At 71.2% G+C, this 26,475-nt stretch carries 28 protein-coding genes; 14 read left to right on the top strand and 14 right to left on the bottom strand.

Going from position 1 to position 26,475, the window contains the following annotated elements; all coding sequences use genetic code 11:
• The first annotated feature begins 18 nt into the window (after positions 1-18).
• The 3 genes from ACFSDF_RS20190 to ACFSDF_RS20180 all read left to right on the top strand — a co-directional run bounded on the left by ACFSDF_RS20190 (position 19) and on the right by ACFSDF_RS20180 (position 2,205).
• Positions 19-483: a MarR family winged helix-turn-helix transcriptional regulator gene (locus tag ACFSDF_RS20190; protein WP_167002484.1), complete on the top strand. Its 465-nt coding sequence runs from the start codon at positions 19-21 to the stop codon at positions 481-483.
• A gap of 101 nt (positions 484-584) precedes the next feature.
• A complete protein-coding gene (locus ACFSDF_RS20185; RefSeq protein ID WP_167002486.1) occupies positions 585-1,520 on the top strand; it encodes an NADP-dependent oxidoreductase in 936 nt (311 codons plus the stop codon).
• Position 1,521: 1 nt separating this feature from the next.
• Positions 1,522-2,205 (top strand): NAD(P)-binding domain-containing protein, encoded by a 684-nt coding sequence (locus tag ACFSDF_RS20180; RefSeq protein WP_167002487.1) that lies wholly within the window; start codon positions 1,522-1,524, stop codon positions 2,203-2,205.
• Between the two features lie 7 nt (positions 2,206-2,212).
• Here the strand turns inward: ACFSDF_RS20180 and ACFSDF_RS20175 are convergent, their stop codons facing one another.
• The 3 genes from ACFSDF_RS20175 to ACFSDF_RS20165 all read right to left on the bottom strand — a co-directional run bounded on the left by ACFSDF_RS20175 (position 2,213) and on the right by ACFSDF_RS20165 (position 4,821).
• A complete protein-coding gene (locus ACFSDF_RS20175) occupies positions 2,213-3,607 on the bottom strand; it encodes a DUF1214 domain-containing protein (RefSeq protein WP_167002489.1) in 1,395 nt (464 codons plus the stop codon).
• Between the two features lie 99 nt (positions 3,608-3,706).
• Positions 3,707-4,363 (bottom strand): DUF2238 domain-containing protein, encoded by a 657-nt coding sequence (locus ACFSDF_RS20170; RefSeq protein ID WP_377159001.1) that lies wholly within the window; start codon positions 4,361-4,363, stop codon positions 3,707-3,709.
• Between the two features lie 35 nt (positions 4,364-4,398).
• Positions 4,399-4,821, bottom strand: coding sequence for a PPOX class F420-dependent oxidoreductase (locus ACFSDF_RS20165; protein ID WP_167002493.1), 423 nt, complete (start codon positions 4,819-4,821; stop codon positions 4,399-4,401).
• 113 nt (positions 4,822-4,934) lie between these two features.
• On the opposite strand from ACFSDF_RS20165, the gene ACFSDF_RS20160 reads away from it, so the two are divergent.
• Positions 4,935-6,392, top strand: coding sequence for a 3' terminal RNA ribose 2'-O-methyltransferase Hen1 (locus ACFSDF_RS20160; protein ID WP_377158998.1), 1,458 nt, complete (start codon positions 4,935-4,937; stop codon positions 6,390-6,392).
• A complete protein-coding gene (locus ACFSDF_RS20155; RefSeq protein WP_377158995.1) occupies positions 6,385-8,907 on the top strand; it encodes a polynucleotide kinase-phosphatase in 2,523 nt (840 codons plus the stop codon). Before ACFSDF_RS20160 ends, ACFSDF_RS20155 begins: the two co-directional genes overlap by 8 nt.
• Here ACFSDF_RS20155 and ACFSDF_RS20150 read toward each other — a convergent pair.
• From ACFSDF_RS20150 to ACFSDF_RS20135, 4 genes are read right to left on the bottom strand one after another with little or no spacing between them, the layout of a single operon-like run.
• Positions 8,810-9,682, bottom strand: a complete 873-nt coding sequence (locus ACFSDF_RS20150; protein ID WP_377158992.1) for an ABC transporter ATP-binding protein — start codon at positions 9,680-9,682, stop codon at positions 8,810-8,812. The genes ACFSDF_RS20155 and ACFSDF_RS20150 overlap by 98 nt on opposite strands.
• On the bottom strand, positions 9,679-10,674 hold the full coding sequence (locus ACFSDF_RS20145; RefSeq protein ID WP_377158989.1) for an ABC transporter substrate-binding protein: 996 nt from the start codon (positions 10,672-10,674) through the stop codon (positions 9,679-9,681). Before ACFSDF_RS20145 ends, ACFSDF_RS20150 begins: the two co-directional genes overlap by 4 nt.
• A gap of 38 nt (positions 10,675-10,712) precedes the next feature.
• Positions 10,713-11,813, bottom strand: a complete 1,101-nt coding sequence (locus ACFSDF_RS20140) for a FecCD family ABC transporter permease (protein WP_167002503.1) — start codon at positions 11,811-11,813, stop codon at positions 10,713-10,715.
• Between the two features lie 3 nt (positions 11,814-11,816).
• Complete coding sequence (locus ACFSDF_RS20135; RefSeq protein ID WP_377158985.1) at positions 11,817-12,614, bottom strand: flavodoxin family protein; 798 nt, start codon at positions 12,612-12,614, stop codon at positions 11,817-11,819.
• A gap of 55 nt (positions 12,615-12,669) precedes the next feature.
• Here ACFSDF_RS20135 and ACFSDF_RS20130 point away from each other — a divergent pair, with 55 nt between their 5' ends.
• Positions 12,670-12,879: a cation-transporting P-type ATPase gene (locus ACFSDF_RS20130; protein ID WP_377158983.1), complete on the top strand. Its 210-nt coding sequence runs from the start codon at positions 12,670-12,672 to the stop codon at positions 12,877-12,879.
• A complete protein-coding gene (locus ACFSDF_RS20125) occupies positions 12,876-13,076 on the top strand; it encodes a hypothetical protein (protein WP_377158980.1) in 201 nt (66 codons plus the stop codon). Before ACFSDF_RS20130 ends, ACFSDF_RS20125 begins: the two co-directional genes overlap by 4 nt.
• 28 nt (positions 13,077-13,104) lie before the next feature.
• Here the strand turns inward: ACFSDF_RS20125 and leuC are convergent, their stop codons facing one another.
• Genes leuC through ACFSDF_RS20110 form a run of 3 tightly spaced genes read right to left on the bottom strand, consistent with a single transcriptional unit; the run spans position 13,105 to position 16,319 of the window.
• Positions 13,105-14,511, bottom strand: a complete 1,407-nt coding sequence (leuC, locus tag ACFSDF_RS20120; RefSeq protein WP_377158977.1) for a 3-isopropylmalate dehydratase large subunit — start codon at positions 14,509-14,511, stop codon at positions 13,105-13,107.
• Positions 14,512-14,529: 18 nt separating this feature from the next.
• A complete protein-coding gene (locus tag ACFSDF_RS20115; protein ID WP_377158974.1) occupies positions 14,530-15,354 on the bottom strand; it encodes an alpha/beta fold hydrolase in 825 nt (274 codons plus the stop codon).
• On the bottom strand, positions 15,351-16,319 hold the full coding sequence (locus ACFSDF_RS20110) for a helix-turn-helix transcriptional regulator (protein ID WP_377158971.1): 969 nt from the start codon (positions 16,317-16,319) through the stop codon (positions 15,351-15,353). The genes ACFSDF_RS20115 and ACFSDF_RS20110 overlap by 4 nt, the downstream gene beginning before the upstream one ends.
• Before the next feature lie 60 nt (positions 16,320-16,379).
• Between ACFSDF_RS20110 and ACFSDF_RS20105 the strand changes: the two genes are divergently transcribed.
• A complete protein-coding gene (locus tag ACFSDF_RS20105) occupies positions 16,380-17,579 on the top strand; it encodes an epoxide hydrolase family protein (RefSeq protein WP_167002512.1) in 1,200 nt (399 codons plus the stop codon).
• A 9-nt stretch (positions 17,580-17,588) separates the two neighbouring features.
• Here ACFSDF_RS20105 and ACFSDF_RS20100 read toward each other — a convergent pair whose 3' ends face one another.
• Both ACFSDF_RS20100 and ACFSDF_RS20095 read right to left on the bottom strand, forming a co-directional pair.
• The gene (locus ACFSDF_RS20100) at positions 17,589-18,344 is read right to left on the bottom strand and encodes a class I SAM-dependent methyltransferase (protein WP_377159084.1); all 756 of its coding nucleotides are present in this window, start codon (positions 18,342-18,344) and stop codon (positions 17,589-17,591) included.
• A gap of 12 nt (positions 18,345-18,356) precedes the next feature.
• Positions 18,357-18,791 (bottom strand): VOC family protein, encoded by a 435-nt coding sequence (locus ACFSDF_RS20095; RefSeq protein WP_377158968.1) that lies wholly within the window; start codon positions 18,789-18,791, stop codon positions 18,357-18,359.
• Between the two features lie 88 nt (positions 18,792-18,879).
• On the opposite strand from ACFSDF_RS20095, the gene ACFSDF_RS20090 reads away from it, so the two are divergent.
• The 6 genes from ACFSDF_RS20090 (at position 18,880) to ACFSDF_RS20065 (ending at position 24,925) form a co-directional block, all read left to right on the top strand.
• The gene (locus ACFSDF_RS20090) at positions 18,880-19,824 is read left to right on the top strand and encodes a helix-turn-helix transcriptional regulator (protein ID WP_167251070.1); all 945 of its coding nucleotides are present in this window, start codon (positions 18,880-18,882) and stop codon (positions 19,822-19,824) included.
• Between the two features lie 50 nt (positions 19,825-19,874).
• On the top strand, positions 19,875-20,753 hold the full coding sequence (locus ACFSDF_RS20085) for a DNA polymerase beta superfamily protein (protein WP_208322916.1): 879 nt from the start codon (positions 19,875-19,877) through the stop codon (positions 20,751-20,753).
• Positions 20,754-20,778: 25 nt separating this feature from the next.
• Positions 20,779-21,105 (top strand): DUF2834 domain-containing protein, encoded by a 327-nt coding sequence (locus ACFSDF_RS20080; protein WP_377158964.1) that lies wholly within the window; start codon positions 20,779-20,781, stop codon positions 21,103-21,105.
• 9 nt (positions 21,106-21,114) lie between these two features.
• Complete coding sequence (locus ACFSDF_RS20075; protein ID WP_377158961.1) at positions 21,115-22,257, top strand: peptidoglycan DD-metalloendopeptidase family protein; 1,143 nt, start codon at positions 21,115-21,117, stop codon at positions 22,255-22,257.
• Positions 22,258-22,267: 10 nt separating this feature from the next.
• Complete coding sequence (locus ACFSDF_RS20070; protein ID WP_167002523.1) at positions 22,268-23,422, top strand: MalY/PatB family protein; 1,155 nt, start codon at positions 22,268-22,270, stop codon at positions 23,420-23,422.
• 99 nt (positions 23,423-23,521) lie between these two features.
• Complete coding sequence (locus ACFSDF_RS20065) at positions 23,522-24,925, top strand: HNH endonuclease (protein WP_377158958.1); 1,404 nt, start codon at positions 23,522-23,524, stop codon at positions 24,923-24,925.
• Positions 24,926-24,934: 9 nt separating this feature from the next.
• Here ACFSDF_RS20065 and ACFSDF_RS20060 read toward each other — a convergent pair whose 3' ends face one another.
• Both ACFSDF_RS20060 and ACFSDF_RS20055 read right to left on the bottom strand, forming a co-directional pair.
• Complete coding sequence (locus ACFSDF_RS20060; protein WP_167002527.1) at positions 24,935-25,321, bottom strand: DUF1304 domain-containing protein; 387 nt, start codon at positions 25,319-25,321, stop codon at positions 24,935-24,937.
• 27 nt (positions 25,322-25,348) lie between these two features.
• The gene (locus ACFSDF_RS20055) at positions 25,349-26,395 is read right to left on the bottom strand and encodes an NAD(P)-dependent alcohol dehydrogenase (protein ID WP_377158954.1); all 1,047 of its coding nucleotides are present in this window, start codon (positions 26,393-26,395) and stop codon (positions 25,349-25,351) included.
• Between the last annotated feature and the right edge of the window lie 80 nt (positions 26,396-26,475).

Below are 26,475 nucleotides of genomic sequence, written 5' to 3'. Positions count from 1 at the left end.
GCGAGATCGGAGCCTGTCATGCGCGACCCCCTGACTCCCCGTCAGGAGATCTGGCGAGGTCTGCTGCTGGGTCAGCGCTCGATGCTGACCGGCCTCGCCGCCGAGCTCAAGAAGGACTTCGGCCTCACGGTCCCTTCGTACGAGGCTCTTCTCTCGCTGTGGGAGGCGCCAGGACACACGCTCAAGGCCACACAGCTGGCGCGTTCGCTCGTCTACAGCTCGGGCTCGGCCTCGCACCTCATCAGTCGCCTGTGCGAGGCGGGGCTGGTCGACCGCGTGGAGAGCCCGGAGGATGCACGGGTCGTCCAGGTGGTGCTGACGGAGCGGGGAGCCGAGCTGGTCGAGCGGGCGACCGACGCCCATGCCGAAAGCCTCGCCCGCGAGTTCGAGCCGCTCATCGACGACGCCGACCTCGCGCCGTTGCTTGCCTTCGCCCGCCGACTGGCGGCGCACGAGGGCGTCACTTCTGCCCCGCCTGCGTAGCGAACGAGGAACGTCTCAACTGCGGGGAAGAGAATCCGGATATCTGTAGTTACAGATATAGCGCCATCGTGGCGCCCTTGCGCGTGAGAAAGGCAAACGCCATGTCGCAGATCAGTCGGATCGCGGTCGTTCGTCGCTTCGGTCCTCCCGACGTCATCACCATCGAAGAGCACGAGACTCCTCCGCTCGGACGTGGGCAGGTTCGTGTCGCGGTGCGGACGGGAGGTCTGAACCCCGTCGACGCCCGACGCCGGGCCGGCACCTTCGGTGGGAGTGTCCCGATGGTGCTGGGGACCGAGTTCGCCGGAGTCGTGGCCGAGTCGAACGACCGGGCATGGAAGGTCGGGGAGGAGGTCATCGGCTGGGGAGCCCAAGGCGCTGACGCGGACCTGGTCACCACCGACGGCTCGCGCCTGCATCCCAAGCCGGCGAACGTCGACTGGGCGCTCGCGGGCGGCCTGAGCGGTGTCGGTCAGTCGGCGCTCTCCGCGCTCGACGCGCTGCCGCTGCGGCAAGGAGACGTCGTCGTCGTCCATGGAGCATCCGGGGGCGTCGGCACGATGCTCACCCAGCTGGCGCTCGCGCGCGGTCTCACGGTCATCGGCACCGCGAGCGAGGCGAACCACGACCACCTCCGCGCACTCGGCGCCCTCGCTGTGTCGTACGGGCCCGGGCTGGCCAGCCGCATCGCGGCGGTCGCGGACGGTCGTGCCCTCGCTGCCTCGATCGACCTGGCCGGTTCGAAGGAGGCGGGAGACGTGGCCGTCGCGGTCGCTGCTGCCGGCGGGAAAGCGATCACGCTCGTGCCGGAAACGATGGTGTCGCACGGCATCCGCCTCGTGCGGGTGCAGCACAGCACCGCGCAGCTGCGCGAGCTGTTGGACGGCGTCGCGGCGGAGACGCTGCGGCTCCCGGTGGAGACCCTGCCCTTCACCGAGATCGTCGAGGCACACAAGCGCCTCGACGCCAAGCACGCCCGCGGAAAGCTCGTCCTCGACCTCTCCGACAACCCCCACCTGCCCGTATCGGAGGCATGAGATGAACTCCCTGGCCCTCATCGGCCCCGGACGCCACGGCACTGCCATCGCCCGGCTCTTCGCGTCGCACGGCGTCGACGTGACCCTCTACCACCACCGCCCCGCCAAGGCAGCGGCCGCCGCCGGTGCGGTGCGCGCCGTCGCCGTCGGCGCCCAGGTCGCCGTCGCCTCGACCCTCGCCGAGGCGGTCGACGGACAGGAGCTCGTGATCCTCGCGACGCTCTGGGACTCTGCTCAGCGTGCCGTGATCGGCGAGCTCGGAGCATCGTTGGCCGACAAGGTCCTCCTCGATGTCTCGAACCCGCTCGACGTGACTCCGGCGGGGATCGTCCCTCGTACGCCCCGCGAAGGGTCCGCGGGGGAGTTCGTCGCGACCCTCCTGCCCAGCGGGACGGGGCACGTCAAGGCCTTCTCCAACCTGGCGACCACCGCGATCGGGGAGGGCGCTGACCACGAGCCGCCCGCTGTGCTCGCGTTCGCCGCCGACTCCGCTGCGACGGCCGACCGCGTCCGCCCGTACCTTGAGCGCACCGGCTGGCTGCCGTGGCTGGTGGGAGACATCTCGGTCTCGCGCGACCTGGAGATCGGCGGCAAGTACAACGCTGTCCACGGCAGGTGGGGCAGATCGCGTCTCGACCCTGACCAGATGCTCACCCATGCCGGTCCGGAGCCCGAGCTCGTCTAAGACACGGCTAGCGGCCGCAGGTCGCGATCCGGCGTGCGAAGCCGGCCTGACGTTCACGCAGCTGCACCGAGCGCTCGCGGCGCGAGACGTACGCGGTGCCCTCGGGGAGCGCCGTGCGCAGGTCGGCCAGCTTCACCACGCGCGACGTGACGAACGGCTTCCCGCTGGTGTCGGAGAGCAGCGACGCGCCCTGCCAGCGCAGGAGGAAGGTGCCCTGCGCGAGACCGCCGGTGCTCATCCAGTTGTGGACGCCGGGGTCGCGCGGCGAGACGACGAGCGTGGTGGTCCCGTCGGGGTTGGCGACGGACTGGCCGCTGGAAAGGCTTGTCTGCTCGTCCCAGTAGTCCGGGGTGATCGTCCAGACGTCCTGGACCGTGGCTCCCGTGTAGGTCGCGGGTCCCTTGCGCGTGGTGATCACGAGGGCCTCGACGTCGTCGAGGTCGAAGTTGCCGGTCGAGCGAGAGATCGACGCGACGCCCTTCGTCGGTTCGGGCACGACGTTCGGCGGCGTGGAGAACGACGCGAAGAGGACGAAGTAGTCCATCCAGAACGTGCCCGAGGCTCGCGCCGTGCGGACGGTCTCGTCGACGAGGGTACGGAACGACCGTCCGGCCGACGGCGGACCGGCGATGCGCTCGACCGAGAGCGTCGCGGGAGTCTGCGTGCCCCAGTCGGACAGCGTGTCGCGGATGAACAACTGGACGGTGCCGGGGTTGGTCTGGAGGTGGTTCGGACGTCCGGCGTCAGGCTCGGAGTCGATGGTGATCGTGAAGCTGCCGTCCGCACGGGTCACGAGATCCTTCAGCTCGATCGTGTCCGTGGCGGCCACCCGATCGCCGTCGTTCGTCAGCTCGAAGACCGCGTGGACGGGCCTGACCTTCTGGACCTGGCCGCGGATCACGTAGCGCGAGGCGCCGTCGATCGGCACGATGCGATAGATCGTGTCTGGGTTGTCGCCGGCGTACCGACCGCCCTGGACGCGAGCGCCGTTCCAGGTGTGGGGAGGCGACTCGACCCACGACACCTTCGGAGAGGCGGGATCGTTGTTGGCGGCACGCTGGGCGTACGTGAAGACCAGCTCGCGCGTGGCGAGGTCGAGCCGCTCCTTCGCCTGTCGGCTCAACGGACCGACCTTGGCCTCGAGCTTCGTCCGCCACTCCTGTGCGATCGCCGCGCGCGCCTCACGTACCTCCGGGGTGCCGGCGATCTTCGTCGCGACGGCCTCGACAGCGCGGACCTCCTGGGTGAAGAGGGGACTCTGCACGCACTTCTTTGCGACGGTGGCCAGCCGCGGCGGACCGGATGCCGAGGCCAGCGACGCTTGCGCCACCATGGCCGGTGCTGCGACCACGATGGCCGCTGCGAGGGCGACGACCGTACGACGGAATCTCGGGCTCCACAACTGAACTCCTACGACGGCGGGAGGCTGGGCCAGGTCAGATTCGCCGGGTAGTGAGTTTATGTACAGGTATTCGTGCAGTGAGACGCAAACGCGCGTCTCTCAGGGTGTCGGCTGCCCGACCGGCGCGATGGCCGCTTCGAGCTGCGGAGCTGAGGTTCGCAGCTTCCCGTGGCGCCACGCCAGGTGGATGACGACAGCCGCGACGAGGCACCCGAGGGTCCCGAGCGTGAGGTCGCCGAGCGTGTCGGTGTAGGCGCTGTGGCGCTCGGCGGACTTGCTGATGAACGCGAAGTACTCGGCCAGCTCCCACACGATCGCCGCCGTCGCTCCGAACGCGAGAGCCCGTTCGACGGTCGCGCCGAGGGTCGCGCTGCGGGGGAGGGTCAGCAGGATCGCCGCCGCCGCGAGGAGCCCGGTGTTCATGAAGTGCATCCAGTCGTCGAACCACACGATGGCGTCGTACAGGTCCATGCGGTTGCCGAGGATGTCCGTGAAGCAGGTGATCGTGATGAGGAAGTCCGCGAGCCACGGGAAAGACGCACGCTCGCGCCACCACACGTGCCAGACGACCGGGACAGCGAAGGCGAGCGCCGGGTAAGCGATCGCCCGCGCGACCGCGCCCTTGTCCTCCAGGTTGCCGAACGCTGGGAAGGCGAGCGCCGTCGCGAGCATCAGGACGAGAAGGAGCTTGGCTGCGATGTCGAGGCGCCGTAGCAGCGTGGGGACAGGATGCCGTACTACGGCGACGTCAGTCATGCGCGTACGCTAACCCAGCCCGCGAGGCGGTGGGGTCATCCGGTCTGGTTGCTGTCCTTGTGGGCTCCCCAGCCGTGCCAGCGGTCGACCTCGATCCACGCACTGACCCGCCCCCGATCGCGGTTGCTGTAGGGATGGCCGGTGTAGTGCGACGAGATGCGGTCGATGTCGGTCAGCCCGTCGTCATCCTTGATCTCGACGACCCGGCCGAGCACCGTGATGTGGGTCGTCCAGCCGTCCTCCGCGAGGACGGTCAGACTGACACGCGGATCGTGGCGCACGTGCGTGAGCCGCACCCGCCCCTCGTCCATGTTGACGAGGACGCGACCGTCGTCCTCCCAGAGGTACCAGGTGGCCGTCGTGACAGGGGAGCCGTCCTTGCGCAGCGTGGCGATAACGGCGGGGTTGGGGCGGCGCAGCAGGGCGATCGCCTCGTCGGGCAGCGGCGGCTTGGACATGGTGTCTCCTTCGCGAGCGGACGGGCATTCGTCGTTCACGCTACTGCGGCGTCAGCGTGATCAGTTCGTCGAAGTCGTGAAAACCGGTAGCGCCGGTACGCGAGACTGACCGCGTGCTCCTGACAGTCTCGACGACTCTCCAGCCGGCGACCGACCTCGGCTACCTCCTTCACAAGCACCCCGACCAGGTGCAGGAGTTCCGGCAGTCGTTCGGTGTCGCGACTGTGTTCTACCCAGAGGCGAGTGACGACCGGTGCACCGCTGCGCTCATGCTTGACGTCGACCCGGTGAGACTTGCTCGGTCCCGCGCGAAGGGGTCGCCGGACTTCAGCCTCGCGCAGTACGTCAACGACCGGTCGTACGCGGCCTCCTCCCTGCTCGGTGTGGCCATGGCCCATGTCTTCAGCACGGCGCGCAGCGGGCGCTGCCAGGCGCGCCAGGAGCTGGCCGACCGCGCGATCCCGCTCGAGATCGCGATCCCGGTGCTGCCGTGTCGGGGCGGTCCCACGATCGCGCACCGCCTCTTCGCGCCGCTGGGGTGGACGGTCGAGGCGGAGGCGATCCCGCTCGACGAGCGCTTCCCGGAGTGGGGTGACTCGCGATATGTGCGGCTCCGCCTGACCGGCGACGTCCGGCTCGCAGACGCCCTCAACCAGCTGCACGTGCTCCTGCCGGTCCTCGACGAGTCCAAGCACTACTGGCAGGGGCCGGACGAGGTCGACAAGCTCCTGCGCTCGGGCGAGGGCTGGCTCGCGACGCACCCAGACCAGGAGCTCATCACCCGCCGCTACCTGGGACGACAAGGTGCCCTGACCCGGGTGGCCCTCGCCCGCCTGGCCGAGCTCGGCGACGACGTTGAGGACGCGGTCGCGCCCGCGGAGGACGAGGAGGCGCTGCAGCCGGAGGCCGTGCGGATCCCGCTCAACACCCAGCGCCACGACGCGGTCCATCAGGCGCTTCTCGAGCTGGGGGCCAGGTCGGTCGTCGATCTCGGCTGCGGGCCCGGTCAGCTCGTGGAGCGCCTGGTCGCCACGCCGTCGTTCACCCAGATCACCGGCACCGACGTCTCGGTGAGGACGCTTCAGCACGCCGCGCGTCGGCTGCGCCTCGATCGGATGAGCGAGCGTCAGGCGGAGCGCGTCACGCTCTTCCAGAGCGCCCTGACGTACGAGGATCCGCGGCTCGCCGGCTATGACGCGGCTGTCCTCATGGAGGTCGTCGAGCACGTCGATCCGTCGCGGCTCGAGGCGCTCGAACGCGCCGTCTTCGGTGCGGCGAAGCCCGGAGCGGTCGTCGTGACCACCCCGAACCGCGAGTTCAACGTCCGGTACGAGGGACTCAGCGGCATGCGCCATCGCGATCACCGATTCGAGTGGGATCGGGCGGAGTTCACCGCGTGGTCGGATCGCGTCGCCGCGACCTACGGCTATGTCGTGGAGCGGCGCGGCATCGGCGAGCACGACGACGTCCTCGGCGCTCCGACCCAGATGGCCGTCTTTGTGAGGGGCACTGCCGATGACCAGTACAGCGTTGACCAGCACCGCGTGAACCAGCGAGGAACCCGTGACTGAGCAGACCGGCACGACGCAGATCACGGTCCCCGCGAAAGGGCTGGTGGTGCTCATCGGGATCTCCGGCAGCGGCAAGTCCACCTTCGCCCGTACGCACTTCAAACCCACGGAGGTCCTGTCCAGCGACTTCTGCCGCGGCCTGGTGGCCGACGACGAGAACGACCAGTCCGCGACGCCGGACGCCTTCGACGTCCTGCACTACATCGTGGCGACGCGCCTGCGCCGCGGCCTGCTGACCGTGGTCGACGCCACCAACGTGCAGAAGGCGGCACGGGCGGCGCTCGTCGCGCTCGCCAAGAGTCACGACGTGCTGGTCGACGCCGTGGTGCTCGACGTGCCCGAGTCGCTCGCGGCCGAGCGCAACGCCCTCCGCGACGACCGCGACTTCGGGCGCCACGTCGTCGCTCGGCAGCAGCGCGACCTGCAGCGTTCGCTGGGTCGTCTCTCCAAGGAAGGCTTCCGCCGCGTGCACGTGCTGCGCGGGACGGACCAGGTCGCGTCGGCGGAGATCGTGCGCGAGCGTGCGTGGAACGACCGGACGGATCTCCGCGGGCCGTTCGACGTCATCGGCGACGTCCACGGGTGCGCCTCGGAGCTGCGGACGCTGCTGACCGATCTCGGGTGGTTGCTGCGTGACGAGGACGGCCACGCGGTCGGCGCCTCGCACCCCGAGGGCCGTACGGCGGTGTTCGTCGGCGACCTCGTCGACCGCGGGCCGGACACCCCCGGCGTGCTGCGCCTCGTCATGGGCATGGTGGCCGACGGAGTCGCGCTGTGCGTCAGCGGCAATCACGAGGCCAAGCTCGTGCGTGCCCTGCGAGGCTCTAAGGTCACCGTCTCTCACGGCCTCGCCGAGTCGTTGGCCCAGCTCGAGGGGGAGAGCGACGACTTCCGGAAGGCCGCGCTCGGTTTCATGGACGGACTCCTCAGCCACTACGTCCTCGACGACGGGAGGCTCGTGGTCGCTCATGCGGGCCTCAAGGAGGCGTACCACGGCCGTACGTCCGGGCGGGTGCGCGCGTTCGCGCTGTACGGCGACACGACGGGCGAGACCGACGAGTACGGGCTGCCGGTCCGCTATCCGTGGGCGCAGGAGTACCGCGGTCGGGCGACGGTCGTGTACGGGCACACACCGGTCCCGCGGGCGGAGTGGGTCAACAACACGATCTGTCTCGACACGGGCGTCGTCTTCGGCGGGGCGCTGACGGCCCTGCGCTATCCCGAGCGCGAGATCGTGTCGGTCCCCGCTGAGGAGGAGTGGTACGCCCCTGCCAGGCCGCTGGGACCGGCCCCCGTCGACCGCGAGCCGCTCGCCCTGTCGATCAACGACGTCACGGGAACGCGCTGGCTGGAGACGAGGCACGCAGGGAAGGTCAAGATCCCCGAGGAGAACGCCGCCGCCGCGCTCGAGGTCATGAGCCGGTTCGCCGTCGACCCTCGGTGGCTCGTCTATCTGCCGCCCACGATGTCGCCTGGCTCGACCTCGAGGCGGGACGGTTTTCTGGAGCACCCCGAGCAGGCGTTCGAGGAGTACGCCGGCTGGGGGGTCGAGCGCGTCGTGTGCGAGGAGAAGCACATGGGCTCGCGCGCGATCGCCGTCCTGGCAAAGGATCCCGAGACTGCCGAGCGGCGGTTCGGCATCGGCGACGGCTCCACCGGCGCGGTGTACACCCGGACCGGCCGGCCGTTCTTCGCCGACACCGGCCCGCTCGTCGATCGGCTGCGCGAGGCGGCGGCACCGCTGTTCGCGGCTCTCGAGACCGACTGGGTCGCTCTCGACGGAGAGCTCCTGCCGTGGTCGGCGAAGGCGCGCGACCTCATCACCTCGCAGTACGCCTCCGTCGGGGCAGCCGCACGACACGCCCTGCCGGAGGTTCTCGCTGTCCTGGAGCAGGCAGCATCGCGCGGTCGCGACGTCGAGCGGCTGGCCGAACGTGCGCGCCGCCGGCTCGCCAACGCCGAGGCGTTCAGCGATGCATACGCGGCGTACGTCCGACCTACCGACGGGCTCGAGGGCCTCACGTACGCGCCGTTCCAGATCCTCGCCTCCGAGGGGAGGGCGCTCGCGCTGACAGAGCCGCACCCGTGGCACCTGGAGCAGCTCGGTCGCCTGGACGACGCTCTGATCGCGCCGACGCGGCACCGGTTTGTGGATCTCGCCTCCGAGCAGGAGCGTGCGGCGGCGGTCGACTGGTGGCGCGAGCTCACCGACGCCGGGGGAGAAGGCATGGTCGTGAAGCCCGCCCACCTCGTCGAGGGGCGGCGCGTGCAGCCGGGGCTGAAGGTCCGGGGTCGCGAGTACCTGCGGATCATCTACGGACCCGACTACACCGATGCCCTCGACACGCTGCGTGATCGACACCTCGGCAAGAAGCGCCAGCTCGCCCTGCGCGAGCACGGGCTCGGCCTCGACGCGCTCACCGGGTTCGTCGATCGCGATCCGCTGTGGCGGGTGCACCAGGCTGTCTTCGCGGTCCTGGCGCTGGAGTCGGAGCCGGTCGACCCTCGCCTGTGACGGTCGCCCGACGAGGGCGGAAGGCGAGCTGGAACCCGTCGTCGAGGGGGACCCGGCGCACGTCGACCTCGTACACCGGCTCGAGCGTCGCCGGCGTGAGGACCTCGCTCGGGGCGCCGTGCGCGACGACCTGCCCCGTCTGGAGCAGGAGCACCTGATCGCAGTACGCGGCGGCGAGGTTGAGGTCGTGCAGTACGACGACGACGGTGTGGTGGCCGCTGACCGCGAGGTCGCGCACGAGGTCGAGCACCTCGTGCTGGTAGCGCACGTCGAGATGGTTGGTCGGCTCGTCGAGCAGCAGATGGGTCGACTCCTGGGCGAGGGCCCGCGCGATGAGCACGCGTTGCCGCTCCCCGCCGGACAGGCCGTCGAACGGCTGCCCGGCCAGGTGCAGCGCCCCCACCCGCTCGAGCGCGGCGGCGGCCACCGCGTCGTCCGCGTCGGTTGCTCGCCCGAACGTCGACCGGTGCGGTGTACGTCCGAGGAGGACCATGTCCGACACGAGCAGCGGGAGGTCTCCCGGCGGTTCCTGCACGACGACCGAGACCCTTCGTGCGATCTCCCGCGCGGACAGGCGTCGCAGGTCGTCGTCGTCGATCAGCACCGAGCCTGTACGAGGCACCAGCGCGCGGTGGAGGGTCCGCAGCAGGGTGGTCTTGCCGCTGCCGTTCGGGCCGAGCAGTCCCAGGACCTGGCCGTGAGGTGCGGCCAGGTCGATCCCGGACAGGATCGTGCGCGACCCGTACGAGAAGGCGATGCCGGAGGCGCGGATCATTGGCCGAAGCGCTCCACGATCGACTCCAGGCCATCGATCGAGAGAGGGCTGGGCGGCTCGGTGAAGTTGAAGAGCTGCACCAGGATCTCGTCGCGTGCGACCGCCGTGATCTTGTCGGCACCGTTGAGCGACGTGACCGCCTCCTTCACGGCCGCAGGGTCGCCGTCGGAGTGGAGCAGGATCAGCACGTCGGGATTGCGCCCGACGAGCTCCTCGACCGACACCTCGAACAGGCGCTCGTCGACGTTGCCGAAGACGTTCTTCAGCCCGGCAGCCTCGAGCTGGGGCTGAGCCATCGAGCGCGTTCCGTACGCGTAGGTCGCGCCGCCGCCGACGGTCGGGTAGAGCACCGCCGCCGTACGCGCCTTGCCGTCCGAGGCTGCGGCGATGTCGACGGTGATCGCGTCGACGCGGTCGGTCACCGCAGCCGCGGCCTTCTCGCCGAGGTCGGGGACGCCGAAGACCTGCGCGTACGTCGTCATGCGCGAGGCGATGTCGTCGAAGCCCGGGTCCGCGAGTCCTTCGGGGCACAGGCCCGGCTCCTCCAGCTGTGCGATGCCCAGCGCGTCGAGCGTCTCGTGGCCCAGCGTGTCGGTCTCGCCGAGCACCAGGTCGGGCTTCTGCGCGAGGACCGTCTCCTTGGAGATCTGCACGTGACCCGAGGAGTCGAGCTCGTCGGTGAGCAGCGGGATGGCGTCGAGCTCGTCCTGGGTCTCCCGGTCGTAGTACGCCTCGGGGTAGGCGCCGGCGCGCGCGACGACGCGGTCGAGCACACCGAGCTCGTGGAGGTACGACACGGCTGAGCCCTTGAGCAGGACGACCCGCTCGGGCGGCGCGTCGAAGGTGACCTCTGTCCCGCAACTGGTGACGGTGACGGGAAATCCGGGCGACGCTGCGGCGGCCTCGTCGCTGGAGGCGGCACCACCGCAGGCGGCGAGGGGCAGGGACAGCAGCGCGGCGGCCGCGGCGAGGTGGAGGGGCCGGGGGCTCATGGTGCTCCTTCGGGACGAGGGGATCGGAGGGTGGGAGATCAGGACGACGGGTGGAGGCGCCGGATGAGGAAGAGGAGGAACGGGGCGCCGACGAGGGCGGCGATGATCCCGACCGGCAGCTCGCGCGGCTGCAGGAGCATCCTGGCCAGCAGGTCCGCCCACAGCAGGAAGATCGCGCCGAGCAGAGCTGACGCGGGGATCGCCCACGCGTGCGCGGCGCCGACGAGACGGCGGGCGAGGTGCGGGACGACCAGTCCGACGAACCCGATGCCCCCGGACGCCGCGACGATCACGCCGACGCACAGCGCGACGACGACGAGCAGCTGCGTACGGAAGCGGGTGGGGGCGATGCCGAGCGCGAGCGCCGTCTCGTCGCCGACCGCGAGCGCGTCGAGGCGGCCTGACCACAAGGACAGGACGACCACCGTCAGGAGCACGACGACGACCAGGGCGGCCAACGGTCCGCCCCACTGGGCCAGCGCCAGGGAGCCGAGCAGCCAGAACATCACCGAACGGGCGCCCTCGGCGGAGCCTGAGGCAAAGACGAGGAAGCTCGTCACGGCCGACAGGGCGTAGCCGACGGCGACGCCGGTCAGGAGCAGGCGTACGGACGTGATCCGTCCGGCGGCGCGGGCGACGACGAAGACCAGCACCGACGCCGCGAGTGCGCCGAGGAAGGCGCTGCCGGCAAGTGCGTGCTCGCCGAGGCCGAGCGTGATGCCGAAGAGGATCGTGACGGCCGCGCCGCTGGAGGCGCCGGAGTTGATGCCCAGCAGGTAGGGGTCGGCGAGCATGTTGCGGACCATCGCCTGCAGGGCCGCGCCGCACACGGCGAGCCCGGCGCCGACGCCGATACCGAGCAGCACGCGGGGGAGACGCACCTCCCACACGATCGCGTCGGCGGCCGCGTCCACGCTGTCGCCCGACCAGCCGAACAGGTGTCCGGTGAGGATCCGGACGACGTCCCCCGGCGCGACCGTCACCGGCCCGATCGCCACGCCGACCACAGCGCTCACCACGAGGAGGCCCGCGAGAGTGCCGAGGATCGCGGTGTTGCGGCGTCGACGGCGCCGCCGACCCAGGGGATCGGGCGCGGTGAGGGTGGGCGCCGCCGCGACGGCGGGAATCGTCAGGGTCATCGCTCAGCCTCGGTACGGCTTGGCAGACCCGTTGGCGATGCCCTTGCGGATGCGGCCTTCCACGAACCCCGCGACGGTGTTGGCGACGCGCGGCACCTTGGCGTCGGTGAACCAGTCGGCGTCGAACCAGCCACGCTCGTCCCAGTACGCGGCGTCGACCGGACCGTCGTCGCGGCCGGACTCGACGAGCAGGCGGGCGACGCGGAAGCCGATCAGGTCGGAGGTCGTCGGAGTGGGCTCGCCTCCGTCGCGGACGGCCTGCACGGCGGTGCTCGCGATCTCGTCGAGCGCACGGTCGACCTTGACGCGGTACGGGGCCTTCTCGAGGCCTGGCCCGTTGACACCGAGCTCGGCGACCGTGTGGAAGCCCCACCGGCGGATCGCGGTCTTGAGATAGCCGAGCGCGGCGTCGTGCCCGGCCCCTGCGGCGGTCGAGACCAGCACGGCCGGCGTCCCGAAGTAGCGCGGGCGGTGGATCAGGTAGGCGAAGTGGTCCACGAACCGCTTCATCGTCGCCGACAGCGTGAAGCTGTGGACAGGCGTCGCGAAGATCACGAGGTCGGCGGTGTCCATCACCGCGCGGGCGGGTGCCGCGTTGTCGTTGTTGGGGCACGCCTGCTCGCCGGCGGTCATGCAGGCCAGGCACGCGGGGCAGCTCGGCCCCAGCGCGAGCTCGTCGGTACGGACGAGGTCGACCTCCATGTCGGTGCGCTGGCGCATCCGCGCGAGCAGATCGTCGACGACCGCCCCTGTCGTGCCCTTCTCGCCGTGCCCCGTGCCCAGCACCACGCCTACCTTCATGCATGTTCCTCTCGCAGAACATCTCTCATATCTGAACAGATGATAAGCCAATACGATGTCGTGGGAACAGGATTTCACCGACATCGGATGCATCCCGCCCGCAGCGCCCGAGACACAGACGCCTCCGTACGTCCTCAGCGCCGACAAGGTCGTCGACGCCGCGGGGTCGGACGCCACGACCGGGTTGTCCGTGGTGGAGGCGGAGCTGAGGCTCGCCTCGTACGGACCGAACGAGATCGCCGCCGAGAAGCCGTCGTCGTCGTGAGCGTGCTCATCGGCGAGCTCTCGACGAGGGTGGTCGTCGCGCTACTCATCGTGCTCAACCTCTCGCTCGGCACGCGCCAAAAGATGACGGCGCGGGCGGGCGTTGACGCGCTCGCGAAGATCGCGGTCCCGCAGGCGCGGGTCGTGGCGCTGCCCGTGGAGGCTCCGGAGCGGGCTCAGCAGGCGGGCCAACCGTGACGAGAGACCGTATGGGCAGTCCGTACGGTCAGGCGGGCGGGAGATCCGCGGGTGCGGCGAGCCGACCGACGACCGCCGTCGCGGCGGCCACCAGTGGCGAGACCAGATGGGTGCGGCCGCCCTTGCCCTGGCGTCCCTCGAAGTTGCGGTTCGACGTCGAGGCACTGCGCTCGCCCGGACTCAGACGGTCGGCGTTGAGGCCCTGGCACATCGAGCAGCCCGCGCCACGCCACTCGCCGCCGGCGTCGATGAACACGCGGTCGAGCCCCTCGGCCTCGGCCTCGAGCCGGATGCGGGCGGAGCCGGGGACGACGAGCAGTCGGGTGCCTTCGGCGACGCGGCGGCCGTCGAGCACGGCGGCCGCGGCGCGCAGGTCCTCGAGGCGTCCGTTGGTGCACGAGCCGACGAAGACGGTGTCGATGGCGATGTCGCGCAGGGGAGTGCCCGCGGTCAGACCCATGTAGTCGAGCGCACGAGACGCCGACGCGCGCGCATCGGCGTCCTCGAAGTCGCTCGGCGACGGCACCACCGATCCGAGGGGTACGCCGTGGGCGGGGTTGGTGCCCCAGGTGACGAAGGGGGTCAGTGCGGTGGCGTCGACGGTGATCTCACGATTGAAGGTGGCGTCGCGGTCGGTCGCCAGGCTCCGCCAGTACGCGAGCGCGGTGTCCCACGCTGCTCCGGTCGGCGCCTCCGGTCGCCCGCGCAGATAGGCGAACGTGGTCTCGTCAGGCGCGATCATCCCGGCCTTCGCGCCCCATTCGACGGACATGTTGCACAGCGTCATGCGGGCTTCCATCGAAAGCGCCTCGACGACCGGTCCGCGGTACTCGACGACGTAGCCCTGCCCGCCGCCGGTGCCCGTACGAGCGATCAGGCTCAGCGCGAGATCCTTGGCGGTGACGCCGGGTGGCAGCGCGCCGGTCACGGTCACGGCCATCGTGCGAGGGCGAGCCTGCGGGATCGTCTGCGTGGCGAGCACGTGCTCGACCTCACTGGTGCCGATCCCGAACGCCAGGGCTCCGAACGCGCCGTGTGTCGAGGTGTGGGAGTCGCCGCAGACGACGGTCATGCCCGGTTGGGTGAGGCCGAGCTGGGGCCCGACCACGTGCACGATGCCCTGCTCGATGTCACCCATCGGGTGCAGCCGCACGCCGAAGTCGGCGCAGTTGCGGCGCAGCGTCTCGACCTGCGTCCGCGACAGGAGGTCGGCGATCGGCTTGTCGAGGTCGTGGGTCGGGACGTTGTGGTCCTCGGTGGCCAGGGTGAGGTCGGGACGTCGTACGGGGCGTCCGGCGAGACGAAGCCCCTCGAACGCCTGCGGCGACGTCACCTCGTGGAGGAGGTGGAGGTCGACGTAGAGCAGGTCCGGCTCGCCGTCTCCGGTTCGGACGACGTGCTCGTCCCAGAGCTTCTCGCTCAGCGTCTTCGCCACGACGCGATGATATCGGATCTATGATTCCCGGCGGGCGCTCAGCCAGCGCTGCAGCGCGGTGGCGAGGACGACCGGGGCGTCGAGCGGGATCAGATGACCCGCGCCCGGCACGGTCGTCAGCGTGCTCCCAGGGATGGCCGCGTGGAGCCGGTGCGCGCGGTCGACGGGGATCCAGGTGTCGTCCGTGCCCCACACCACGTGCGTCGGCGTGGTCACCGTCCCCAGCAGGCCCTCGAAGTCCGCGGTGTACCGCTCGTCGGCCTGCGCGATCTGACGGTAGAACGCCGCCTGCCCCTCGTCGCCGAGCCACGGGTCGACGAGCATCGCGAGCGCCTCCCCGGAAAGCCCCCGGTAGCTGGCGGTCTCGACGTACGCTTCGACGGCCCCACGGTGGATCTGCGGTGGCAGCTGCGTGAAGACGTCGGCGTGCTCCTTGACGAGCCGGAAGAACGCCGACCCCCACGGGCGCAGCGCGACGACGTCGACAAGGCACAGCGACGCGTACGGCACGCCGTGCAGGAGGTGCGCCCTCAGGGCCACCGCACCGCCGTAGTCGTGCGCGACCATGTGAGGCCGCTCGACACCCCAGTGGGCGAGGAGCGCGACGAAGGCCTCGCCCTGCACACCCAGGTCGACATCGTGGTCGGGGTTCTTGGACGACCTCCCGTATCCGGGCATGTCCCACACGTAGACGGTGAAGCCCTCGGCCAGAGCCTCGGCGTAGGGCCGCCACAGGGCCGACGACCACGGTGTCCCGTGGCAGAGCACGAGTGCCGGTCCCTGCCCGCGCCTGCTCCACGCGATCTGCCGCCCTCGCCACCCGAACCAGCTGTCTTCGCTCATGCCTCCACGGTGCCAGCCGCGTCGGCGGCGCGGGCGTACCGGGCGGCGACACGGCGCAGCGCGGGTGCGAGGTCGGCGGGCCCGTCGACGGTGAAGTCGGCGTCGAGGAGCCCGAGCCAGAGCGCGAGCTGGTCCGAGGAGTCGGAGCCCACGTGGGCGATGCACGTCGTCGCGTCGACCTCCTCGACGACCACCGCGGGTGGCAGGCGCGCGATGATGCGCGCGGCCGGGGCGCGGACGTGCGCGCGGGCCCGGACCTGCCAGGTCGCCGTGCCGACCGCGCGCTCGACGAACCCGATGAGGTCGCCCTCGGGCTCGTCGCGGGGGACGAAGCGCGGACCGTTCGGCGTCCGCAGGCGCATGCGGTCCACCCGGAACGTCCGCCAGGCCGCGTGGTCGACGTCCCATGCCGCGAGATACCAGCGGCCACGGGTGTGGACCAGCCTGTGCGGCTCGGCCGTACGGAGGGTCGAGGCGTCGTTGTCCGCCTCGTACGAGAACCGCACGCCCTCACGGCAGCGGACGGCGTCGGCGATGGCGGTGAGGCGGTCGACCGGCACGTCCGAGGACTCCGCCGGCAGGGCGACCGTTGCGGCCACGAGGTCTTCGAGCCGGTGGCGTAGCGGTGCGGGAAGGGTCTGCTCGAGCTTGACCAGCGCGCGCAGCGCCGTCCCCTCGAACCCTGCGACGCCACCGGCGGCCGTACGCAACCCGATCGCGACCGCCAGTGCCTCTTCCTCGTCGAGGAGCAGCGGGGGGAGCGCGGCGCCGGGTCCGAGGTGGTAGCCGCCCGCGACACCCGGAGAGGCCTCCACCGGGTAGCCCAGGCTGCGCAGCCGGCCGACGTCGCTCCGGACGGTGCGGGTGCTCACCTGGAGCCGCTCGGCCAGCGCAGGGCCCGTCCAGTCACGCTGCGACTGCAGCAGCGACAGGAGACGAAGGAGGCGTGCCGACGTCGAGAGCACCCGTCCATCCTGCCTTGAACGCGGAAGCACGTCGTCCGCAAGCACTTCTACGGTCGCGGGATGGACGAGAACGCAGCAATTCGGCCGTACCGGATCGACATCCCCCAGAGCGACGTCGACGACCTGCACGACAGGCTCCGTCGGACGCGATGGCCCGAGTTCTCGGCCGGCTCGGACTGGAGTCGGGGCGTACCTCCCGACTACCTCAGAGGGCTGGCGGACTACTGGCTGAACGACTTCGACTGGCGAGACCAGGAGGCCCGCCTGAACGAGATCCCGCAGTACGTGACGACCATCGACGGGCAGGACGTCCACTTCTTCCACGTACGTTCGCCCGAGCCCGGGGCGATGCCGCTGGTCGTGACGCACGGCTGGCCGAGCTCGTCCGTCGAGTTCGTGCGAGTCCTCGCGCCGCTCGCAGACCCGAAGGCGTCGGGTGGAGACTCTGCCGACGCCTTCGACGTCGTCGTGCCGACGCTGCCGGGGTACGGTCTGTCCACGCCGCTGCACGTGGGGTGGGGCAACCTCTTCCAGGTCGCGCAGGCGTGGGCCGAGCTCACGCGCAGGCTCGGCTACGCACGGTACGGGCTCCAGGCGACCGACGCCGGAGCAGGTGTCGCGGGGATGCTCGCCATGATCGCTCCCGACCAGGTCGTCGGCATGCACCTGACCGGTACGGCTGCGGGGACGCCGTTCGGCCCGTCGCTCGACCCGGACGACTTCGAAGGGGAGGACCGCGACCGCATCGTGCGGTTCAACGAGTACCGCGAGGAGGGACTCGGCTATTTCCACCTCCAGGCGACGCGGCCGCAGACGATCGCGTACGCGCTGACCGACTCGCCGGTCGGGCAGCTGGCCTGGATCGTCGAGAAGTTCCACGAGTGGACCGATCCCGCGGCCGAGCTGCCCGACGAGGCGGTGGACTGCGACCAGCTCCTCACGAACGTCTCGCTGAACTGGTTCCGGCAGGCCGGTGCCACCTCGGCGCACGCCGGCTACGAGGGCATCGCGGCGTGGCGGCAGATGATGGCGGCGCAGGGCGACGGATCGGGGCACGGGTCCGAGGGATGGGAGGCGCCTGCGGGGCCGCCGACCGGCTACGCCGTGTTCGCCGCGGACACCACCGTACGTGCGCTGGCCGACCCGGGCGGGCAGATGGCGCACTGGTCGAACTTCGAGCGCGGCGGCCACTTCCCGGCGATGGAGGTGCCCGAGCTGTGGGTCTCCGACGTACGCGAGTTCTTCAGGCCCTTGCGCTGAGGCGATGGATCAGGACCGCGCCCGTACGGCCCACGCGGTCGCGGGCACGTCGAACGGAGGCGTGGGGAGGACGGCGCGACACCGTTCGCGGAGCTCGGCGACGCCGTCGGGAGCGAGATCGGCGACGTACGCGCCCGCGGGGCCGACGCCGAGCGTGAACGGCTCCCACCACTCCTCGAAGGTCGCGAACGGCACCGTGACGGTCAGCGCCGACGGCTCGGGATCGGCGAACCCGGCTTCGGCGAAGAGCTCCGACAGGTGCCCCTCGCGGCTGCCCGCCAGGCCCGACTCGTCCGGCGCGTCGGGATCGAGGTCGTGGACGGTGCTCCAGAACGTCGAGAGCGGGCCGGTGCCGCCCTCGTGGTCCCACACGCACGCGGCCACCTGGGCGCCCGGAGCAGCGACCCGCCGCATCTCGCGCAGCCCGACGACCGGGTCGGCCATGAAATGGACGACGAGCTGGGCCAGGACGGCGTTGAAGCGACCGTCGGGGAAGGGCAGGTCCTCTGCCGAGGCCCGGTGGAGGTCGACCTGCGGAAGGCGTGCGTGGACGGCGTTGACGAACGGTGCCGACGGGTCGACCGCGGCGACCGCGTCCTCGCCGACGACCGCGGCGAGTCGTGCGGTGAGCGCTCCGATGCCGCATCCGACGTCGAGCACGCGCTGTCCTGCCTGGACGTCGCCCAGGAGGACGAACCGGTCCGCGAGCGGCTCGGAGAACCGCCCCATGAAGCGCTGGTACGACTGCGCGGCGACGTCGAACATCACCTTCGCAATCTAGGCGCGTGACCCCGTCGCCGTCATCTTGTTGAGCATCTCGAGGTAGTGCGGGTTGGTCATGATCCCGAGGATGTTGCCGAACGGGTCGATGACCGAGGCGGTGACGAACCCCTCGCCGTCGCCCTGTGCGGTGACCGGGAGGTGCTCGGTCGCGCCGTGGGCGAGGAGACGGTCGAGCGTGCCCTGCAGGTCGTCGACGTGCCAGTACACGACGGCGCCACCGGGCTGCTCGGTCTGCCCGGGCGGGGCGTACCGGGCGTCGATGAGGCCGAGCTCGTGCTGGTGGTCGCCGAGCCGGAACTCGACGTAGCCGGGTGCCTCGGCGTTCGGGAAGGCGTAGTACGGCGCGACGCCGAGAACCTCGGCGTACCAGTCGCGTGCGGCAGGGAGGTCGGTGGCGAAGAAGCTGACGGTGGCGAGTCCGCGAAGCATGGTGGTGCCTTTCTGTCGTGGTCGATAGATCCATCCTCTGCGTTGAAGTGCTCACCAATTGAGCACTTTTCCTGGGAGAGTGTGAGACATGCGTGCGGACCGTCTCGTCGCCACCGTCCTTCTCATGCAGTCGCGTGGTCGGGTCACGGCCGCGGAGGTCGCCACGGAGCTCGAGGTGTCGGTGGCGACTGCTCGGCGCGATCTCGAGGCGCTGGCCGCCGCAGGCGTCCCTGTGTATCCGCAGCCCGGACGTGGCGGCGGATGGTCGCTCGTCGGCGGAGCCCGTACGGACCTCACGGGGCTGACCGCCCCGGAGGCACGCGCGTTGTTCCTCCTCGCCGGCCCGGCCGCGTCGGGTGCGCCCGAGCTGCGGTCGGCGCTGCGCAAGCTGGTCCGGGCGCTTCCGCAGACGTTCAGGGCGGACGCCGAAGCCGCCGCGGAGGCGGTCCACGTCGACGCGACCCCGTGGGGAGGCACCGACCGGCAGCGCCCGCCGCTGGTGGACCGCCTGCAGGACGCGGTCGTACGGCGCCGCCGGGTCCGCCTCTCGTACGAGGGCAGGGCCGGCGCGACTGAGCGGCTCGTCGACCCGTGGGGGCTCGTCGACAAGGACGACCGCTGGTACCTGATCGCCGGGACGGAGCGGGGGAGGAGGACGTTCCGCGTCGACCGCGTCGCGTCCGCCGAGGTCACCGACGAACCCTCGGCGCGCCCCGACGGCCTGGCACTGGAGGAGGCGTGGGACGAGGTGGTCGCGACAATGGAGGCGCGACGCTCGCCCGTCGCCGCGGTCGTGCTCACCGAGGCGCGCTTCGTGCCGATCCTGCGCGACCACTTCGGTCAGCACTGCGAGCCGGGAGAGCCGCGACCCGACGGGCTCGTCCGGGTGCGCGTGGCCGCCCATACGGCGGTCTCGGTGGCCGAGCAGCTTTCAGGGTGGGGCGCGCGGGTCGAGGTCGTCGAGGGCGACGCCGTACGTGCTGAGCTCGCGCGGATCGGCGCGGAGCTGGTCGCGCAGTACGCGGACGCCTGACGCCTGAGAAACCGGATGCTTCGACACGGCGGGGCGGCTACGGTCCCTGCGTGAGCAGCGCAACCGTGGTCGCCGGTGACCGGACGCTTCCCCCGGCGTACGCCCATCCGCACGCCTCCGAGGAGGCGCGACGGATCGCCGAGGACGGACTGATCCTCAGGACCCAGGTCGGGTCGGGCGTCCACGGCACTGCGATCAGCGGTCAGGACGATCGCGACGAGATGGGCATCTGCCTCGAGCCGCAGTCGTTCGTGACCGGGCTGGCGCGCGTGCCGAGCGGCCTCGACGCGCGTGCGAGGCTGCGGTTCGAGCAGTACGAGCGGCACACCGTGTGGGACCAGCCCGGCGGGCTCGCCAACAGGTCCGACGCGGGGGACCTCGACGTGATCGTGTACGCGGCACGCAAGTGGTGCCGCCTCGCGGTCTCGGGGAACCCGACGGTCCTCCTGGTGCTCTTCGTCCCCGACGAGGAGGTCGTCTTCCGCGACGAGGCGGGCGCCGAGCTCGTCGCGAACGCGCACCGGTTCGTCTCCAGGCTGGCTGCTGGCCGCATCCTCGGATACCTCCGTGCACAGCGGGCAGCGATGACCGGCGGCGTCGGCACGCACACCAACCGGCCCGAGCTGGCGGCGCGTCACGGCTACTACACGAAGGTCGCGATGCACGCGCTCCGCCTCGGGCTTCAGGGCGTCGAGCTGATGACGGAGGGACGCCTCACCCTGCCTGTGCCGGACGAGGACGGCGCGTACCTCCGCGCGGTGCGACGGGGTGAGGTGGCGCAGGCGGACGTGCTCGACCGGATCGACCGCGCGGAGGCGCGGCTCGTCGCCCTCTCGACCCGGACGACGGTCCCTGCCGAGCCCGACCGCCGCTGGGTCGACGAGTGGCTCCACCGTAGCCATGTCGCGTACTGGGACCGCACGCGCTGAACAGGTGGTGGACGAGACTGGCGCCATGAGGCTCTTCTACGCGTCTGCCGCCGTCGTCGGCACGATCGTCCCGTGGGTGTTCTTCGGTGCCTTCTTCGCCGAGGAGGGGGTGGACCTCCCGCTCTTCGCTCAGTCCCTGTTCACGAATGGCGCGGCGGGCGGTTTCGCGGTGGACGTGCTGATCTCGCTGGTGGTCTTCTGGGTGTGGTCGTGGCGGGACGCGCGCGAGCTAGCCGTTGGACGATGGTGGCTCGTCCTGCCGGCGAGCTGCCTCGTCGGGCTGTCCCTGGCGCTGCCGCTCTACCTCTTCCTGCGGGAGCCGCATCGCGCCCGCCAGCCGCGACCGGCGTAGGTTGCCCAGATGCGACGTACGTCCGTACCGCTCCTCGTGACCCTGCTGCTCTTCCTCGCGGGGTGCGCGGGTCCGACCGACGAGCCTGCCGCTCAGCCTTCGCCCTCGCCCTCGACGGCGACGACGACGCCGTCCGTGGACGCCCCGGCCACCACGGTGCCGGCGGACGCGACCGCCGACCTCCTCGCCCTGCCGGCGTCCGGGACGTCGACCGCACGCTCCTGTGCCCCCGAGGACATATCGCTCGCCCTGACCCCGATCGAGCCGGCGCTCGGGCACCGCTTCACCCGCGTCGCCCTCCGCAACGACTCGGATTCGACGTGCGTCGTCCGCGGCTTCCCCGGGATCGGCGGTCGTGGGGAGAGCGGTGCGCCGCTGGACATCACTGCGGCGCAGCGGCAGCGCACCGGCGAGGACACGCGCGTGCACCGGGTGACCCTCGGACCCGCAGGGGAGGCGTACGCGAACCTCGAGTGGACGGGGGACCTCGCCGGCGCTGAGACCGAGCGCCTCACCGTTCTTGTGCTCCAGCTCGCCCGCGGGCAGGAGCCGGTCGCCGCGACCACGACGGAGTCGCTGGACATCGGCAACGGCACGACGGTCCGCATCGGGCCGTGGGAGGCGGGCCCGGCGGTTCGCGCAGCACCTGCGTGCAAGGTCGGCCCACGGCCGACGCCGTCGGGGGTCAAGCGGTTCTGGACGAAAGACAAGCGCTGCTCCACGTCGCCGTGGTTCGCCGGCGCCCACCGCACGATGATTCCGTACGGCTGCACCCGCGCGCCGTGGTATCCCGCCTCGTCGCGCTGCACGGGCGGGCGCGGCTTCCACCACGGGCTGGACCTCGACATGCCCAAGGGGACGCGCGTGTACGCCGGGGTGTCGGGTCGCGTCGTCACCCGCGGGCTCGGTTCGGCGTACGGGAACCGTGCCGTCATCCTCCGCTCGCGAGGCAGGGACATCCTCCTCGGGCACCTGCGGTCGCGGGCGGTGAAGCACGGAGAGCGCGTGCGCAAGGGCGACCTGATCGGGCGAAGCGGTGCTCGCGGCGCGCCCGACGGGCCGCACCTGCACCTCGAGGTGCGGCCGGCGCGCGGGTCGTACCGGGACGCCGTGAACCCGCGCCGTGTCGCCCGCCTGACCGCGGCTCGGTAAGGATGGAGGGGTGAGCACTCCGAACCCGTTCGAGCAGCTGACCCTGGCCGACCTCCGTACGCGCACGAGCGTGAAGTGGCGGCTGTACCCGCCTGACGTGCTGCCGTCGTTCGTCGCCGAGATGGACGTCGACCTTGCCGAGCCGGTGGTCCGCGCCGTCACCGACGCCGTTCGCCGAGGCGACACGGGGTACGCGTTCGGGGACGGGTACGCCGAGGCGCTGGCGGCGTTCGCCTCCAAGCGGTGGGGTTGGGACGGCGTGGCGGTCGAGCGGACGCTGCTCGTCGCCGACGTCATGACCGGGCTGAGCGAGACCGTACGCCTCGTCACCGAGTCGGGGGCGGCGGTCGTGGTGAGCCCACCGGTGTACCCGCCGTTCTTCGACTTCATGGCGAAGGCCGACCGCGAGGTCGTCGAGGCCCCGCTCGGGGCCGACGGACGCCTCGACCTCGATGTGCTGGGGGAGGCGTTCGCGCGGGCGAGCGCGGGCGGGCGGGCGGCGGCGTACCTGCTGTGCAACCCGCAGAACCCCACCGGCATCGCCCACACGCGTACGGAGCTGGCCGGCGTCGCGGCCCTGGCCCGCGAGCACGGGGTACGGGTGGTGGCCGACGAGATCCACGCGCCGATCGTGCTCGACGGCGCGAGCTTCACCCCGTACCTCTCGGTCGACGGCGCCGACGACGCGTTCACGGTGATGTCGGCGTCGAAGGCGTGGAACCTCGCGGGCGCGAAGGCGGCGGTGCTGCTCGCGGGCCCGGAGGCCGCGTCTGACCTGGCGCGGATGCCCGAGGTGGTCGGCCACGGTGCGAGCCAGCTCGGCGTCGTCGCGCACACCGCGGCGCTGCGAGACGGGGGCGAGTGGCTCGACGCGGCGCTGCGTGGCCTGGTCGAGAATCGCAACCACCTCGCGAGCGAGCTCGAGGAGCGAGTGCCCGGGGTGCGGTGGAACCGTCCGGACGCCACCTACCTCGCGTGGCTCGACTGCCGTGCGCTCGGCCTGGGTGACGACCCCGCCGCGGTGATGCTGGAGCGGGCGAGGGTGGCCCTCGGGTCGGGGCTCCCGTACGGCGCGGGTGGCGAGGGGTACGTCCGGATCACGACGGCGACGTCGCGCGCGATCCTGACCGAGATCGTCGAGCGGATGGCTGCCGCGATCGGCTGAACGGGCATCCGTGCACGAGGCCCCTGTGGACATCGCGCCCCGTCCACAGTCGTCGCACGTCCCCTTCTTGGCGTCGGTGATCGCCGTCAGGATGGACACATGTTCGATGCAGGGACCTACAGTGCCTGGGCGCAGGCGTTCGAGGCAGTGAGTGCGCAGCCGACGGCCCTCGCCGACGGCGCACAGACCCGCGCCGCCCTGCGTCAGGTCCAGGCGATGGCCGATCGCATGGAGGGGCTGCGTGCGGCTTTGCTCGCGCAGCTCGACGACTCGGGTGGCTACGCCGACGAGGGCGCTTCGTCGGCGGTGGCGTGGGCGCGTCGGGAGCTTCGGCTGAGCAACCGCGTCGCTGCCACGCTGCGCGCCGCGGGGCACACCATGCGTCGCCTCCCTGCCGTGGGTGACGCGATGCTGGCCGGCGAGGTGCGTCTCGAACACGTCGCGCAGTTCACGAGCGGTCTGCGCAAGATCGACCACGCACTCTTCGCTGACGCGACCGATACCGTCCTGCTGCCCCTGGCCAAGCAGGCCGACCCGTCCGAGCTCGGGCGGGCGATCACCCGGCTTGACGAGATCGTCCATCCGGAGCGGCTCGACGCGGCGTGGCAGCGAGGCATGGATAGGCAAGACCTGCAGGTCGCCCGTGCCGGCGACGGGTTCCATGTGACCGGGTTCGTCGACCTCGATCTCGGTGCGCGGCTGAAGGCGCTGCTCACGGGAGCATCCGCGCCCCGGATCGACGCCTGTGCGGCGGACGGCGACGCGGGCGCTGCTGGTGAAGACGCCGCGCTCGCCGACCTCCGGACACCGGCGCAGCGACGCATCGACGTGCTGAGCGACCTCGTCGATGCCGCGCTGGCGCAGGGGCTCCCCGGTGCTCACCGTGCGCGTCCGCAGGTCCACGTGACCGTTGACGCCGAGTGGCTGTCAGGTCAGCCGGGCGCCGCGCCGCCGGAGCTGGACGGGGTCGGTGCGATCGGGCCCGACCTGTACGGCTTCCTTGCGTGCGGCTCCGACCACACGGCGATCCTGACCCACGGGACGACCGGCGGGCCGACTCCCTACGCCGCGGTGCTCAACGTGGGGCGCAGGCGCCGGCTCGCGACGGGCAAGCAGCGTGACGCGGTGCGGGTGCGCCAGGAGGGCCGCTGCGCCGGTCCGGGCTGTCGCCACACCTCGCTCGACCTGCACCACGTCGCCTGGTGGCATCGCGACGGCGGCCGCACCGATCTCGACAACCTTGTCGGCCTCTGCCGGCGCTGCCACGTGGCCGTGCACACCGGGAGGTTGGAGATCCGCCCCGACGGACACGGGGGCTACACGTTCTGGCGGACGCTCGGACGCTCGGACACGTGGGTCGAGGACCATGAGCGGGTCCATCGGCAGCGGCTCCGCGACTATGTGCGTGGTCTGGCTGTGCAGCCGGCTCGGACGCCCAAGCGCGCCCCGGTGGGCCCCCTCGAGCACCACCGGAACCGCCACACCATGACACCGCTGACGTGAGCGTCGACGTCAGCCGACGGTGGCAACGGCAAGAGAGACGACGGCGAGGAGCGGGATCGTTCCCTGTGCGACGCCAGCGCGCAGCCGCTGCGGCGAGCGCGCGACCAGCACCACGGCTGCCGCGACCATCGAGCCGCACCCAGCAAAGACGAGCGCACGCCCGGCCGACGTCTGGTCGGTGCCGAGGAGCGCCAGCCCCGCGAGGGTGGTCACCGCGAGGAAGAGGTTGTAGAACCCCTGGTTGTACGCCATCTCCCGTGTCGCGGCGGCCTCGTCGGCGCTCATCTGGAACGTACGGCGGGTGCTCGGGTGCTCCCACCGCACGGACTCCATCACGAAGATCCAGATGTGGAGCGCCGCGGCCAGGGCGGCGAAGACGACGGCGAGGACGGTCATCCCTGCATGATCCGCCCTCGGCGCGCGTCAGGCCGGGATCGTGGCCGTGTCGATGACGAACCGATAGCGCACGTCGGAGGCCACGACCCGGTCGTACGCCTTGTCGACGTCGTCGGCGGTGATGGTCTCGATCTCGGCGCCGATCCCGTGCTTGGCGCAGAAGTCGAGCATCTCCTGCGTCTCGCGGATGCCGCCGATGTTGGAGCCGGTCAGGCTGCGACGGCCTTCGATGAGGGAGAAGGCGGCGAACTGCTGCTTGTTCTCCGGCGCGCCGACGAACACCATCGTGCCGTCGAGCGCGAGCGTACGGAGGTAGGCGTCGACCGGGAGGTCGGCCGAGACCGTGTTGATGATGAGGTCGAACGACCCGCGCAGGCGGCGCAGCGTGTCGCGATCGCCGGTCTCGTAGTGGTCGGCACCGAACCGCAGGCCGTCCTCCTTCTTCGACAGCGTGTGGCTGAGCACGGTGACCTCGGCGCCGAGCGCGTGCGCGATCTTGACGGCGAGGTGTCCTAGCCCGCCCATGCCGACGACGGCGACCTTGACGCCCGGGCCGGCACCCCAGTGCTTGAGCGGCGAGTACGTCGTGATGCCGGCGCACAGCAGGGGAGCGGCGACGTCGAGCGAGATGCCCTCGGGGATGCCGAGCACGTAGTTCTCGTCGACCACGATCTGCGTCGAGTAGCCGCCGTACGTGGGGGAGCCGTCGGCGTACCGGCCGTTGTACGTCGCCACGTTGCCGCGCTCACAGAACTGCTCCTCGCCCGCGACGCAGTTCGTGCACTCGCGGCAGGAGTCGATGAAGCAGCCGACGCCGACACGGTCTCCGACGGTGTGCTTGGTGACGCCATCGCCGACCGCGCGCACGACCCCCGCGATCTCGTGGCCGGGCACCATCGGGAAGATCGACGCGCCCCACTCCTCGCGCGCCTGGTGGATGTCGGAGTGGCAGATGCCCGCATACGCGATGTCGAGGAGCACGTCGTGCTCACCGAGCTCACGCCGCTCGACCGTCGTGCGCGCGAACGCGGCACCAGCGGACGGGGTGGCCAGGGCGGGGACATTGATACTCATCGACACTCCTCGGGTGGCGGTCGTACGGGTTGCTTCGCAGTCTGGCATCCGACCGCGCTCGGCGGCGGCGCGCGGCGGGC

The sequence above is a fragment of the Mumia zhuanghuii genome (assembly GCF_042681565.1).
Taxonomy (GTDB): Bacteria; Actinomycetota; Actinomycetes; order Propionibacteriales; family Nocardioidaceae; genus Mumia.
Note: the sequence above shows the minus strand (reverse complement) of the source record. Positions and strands in the feature narration are given on the sequence as shown.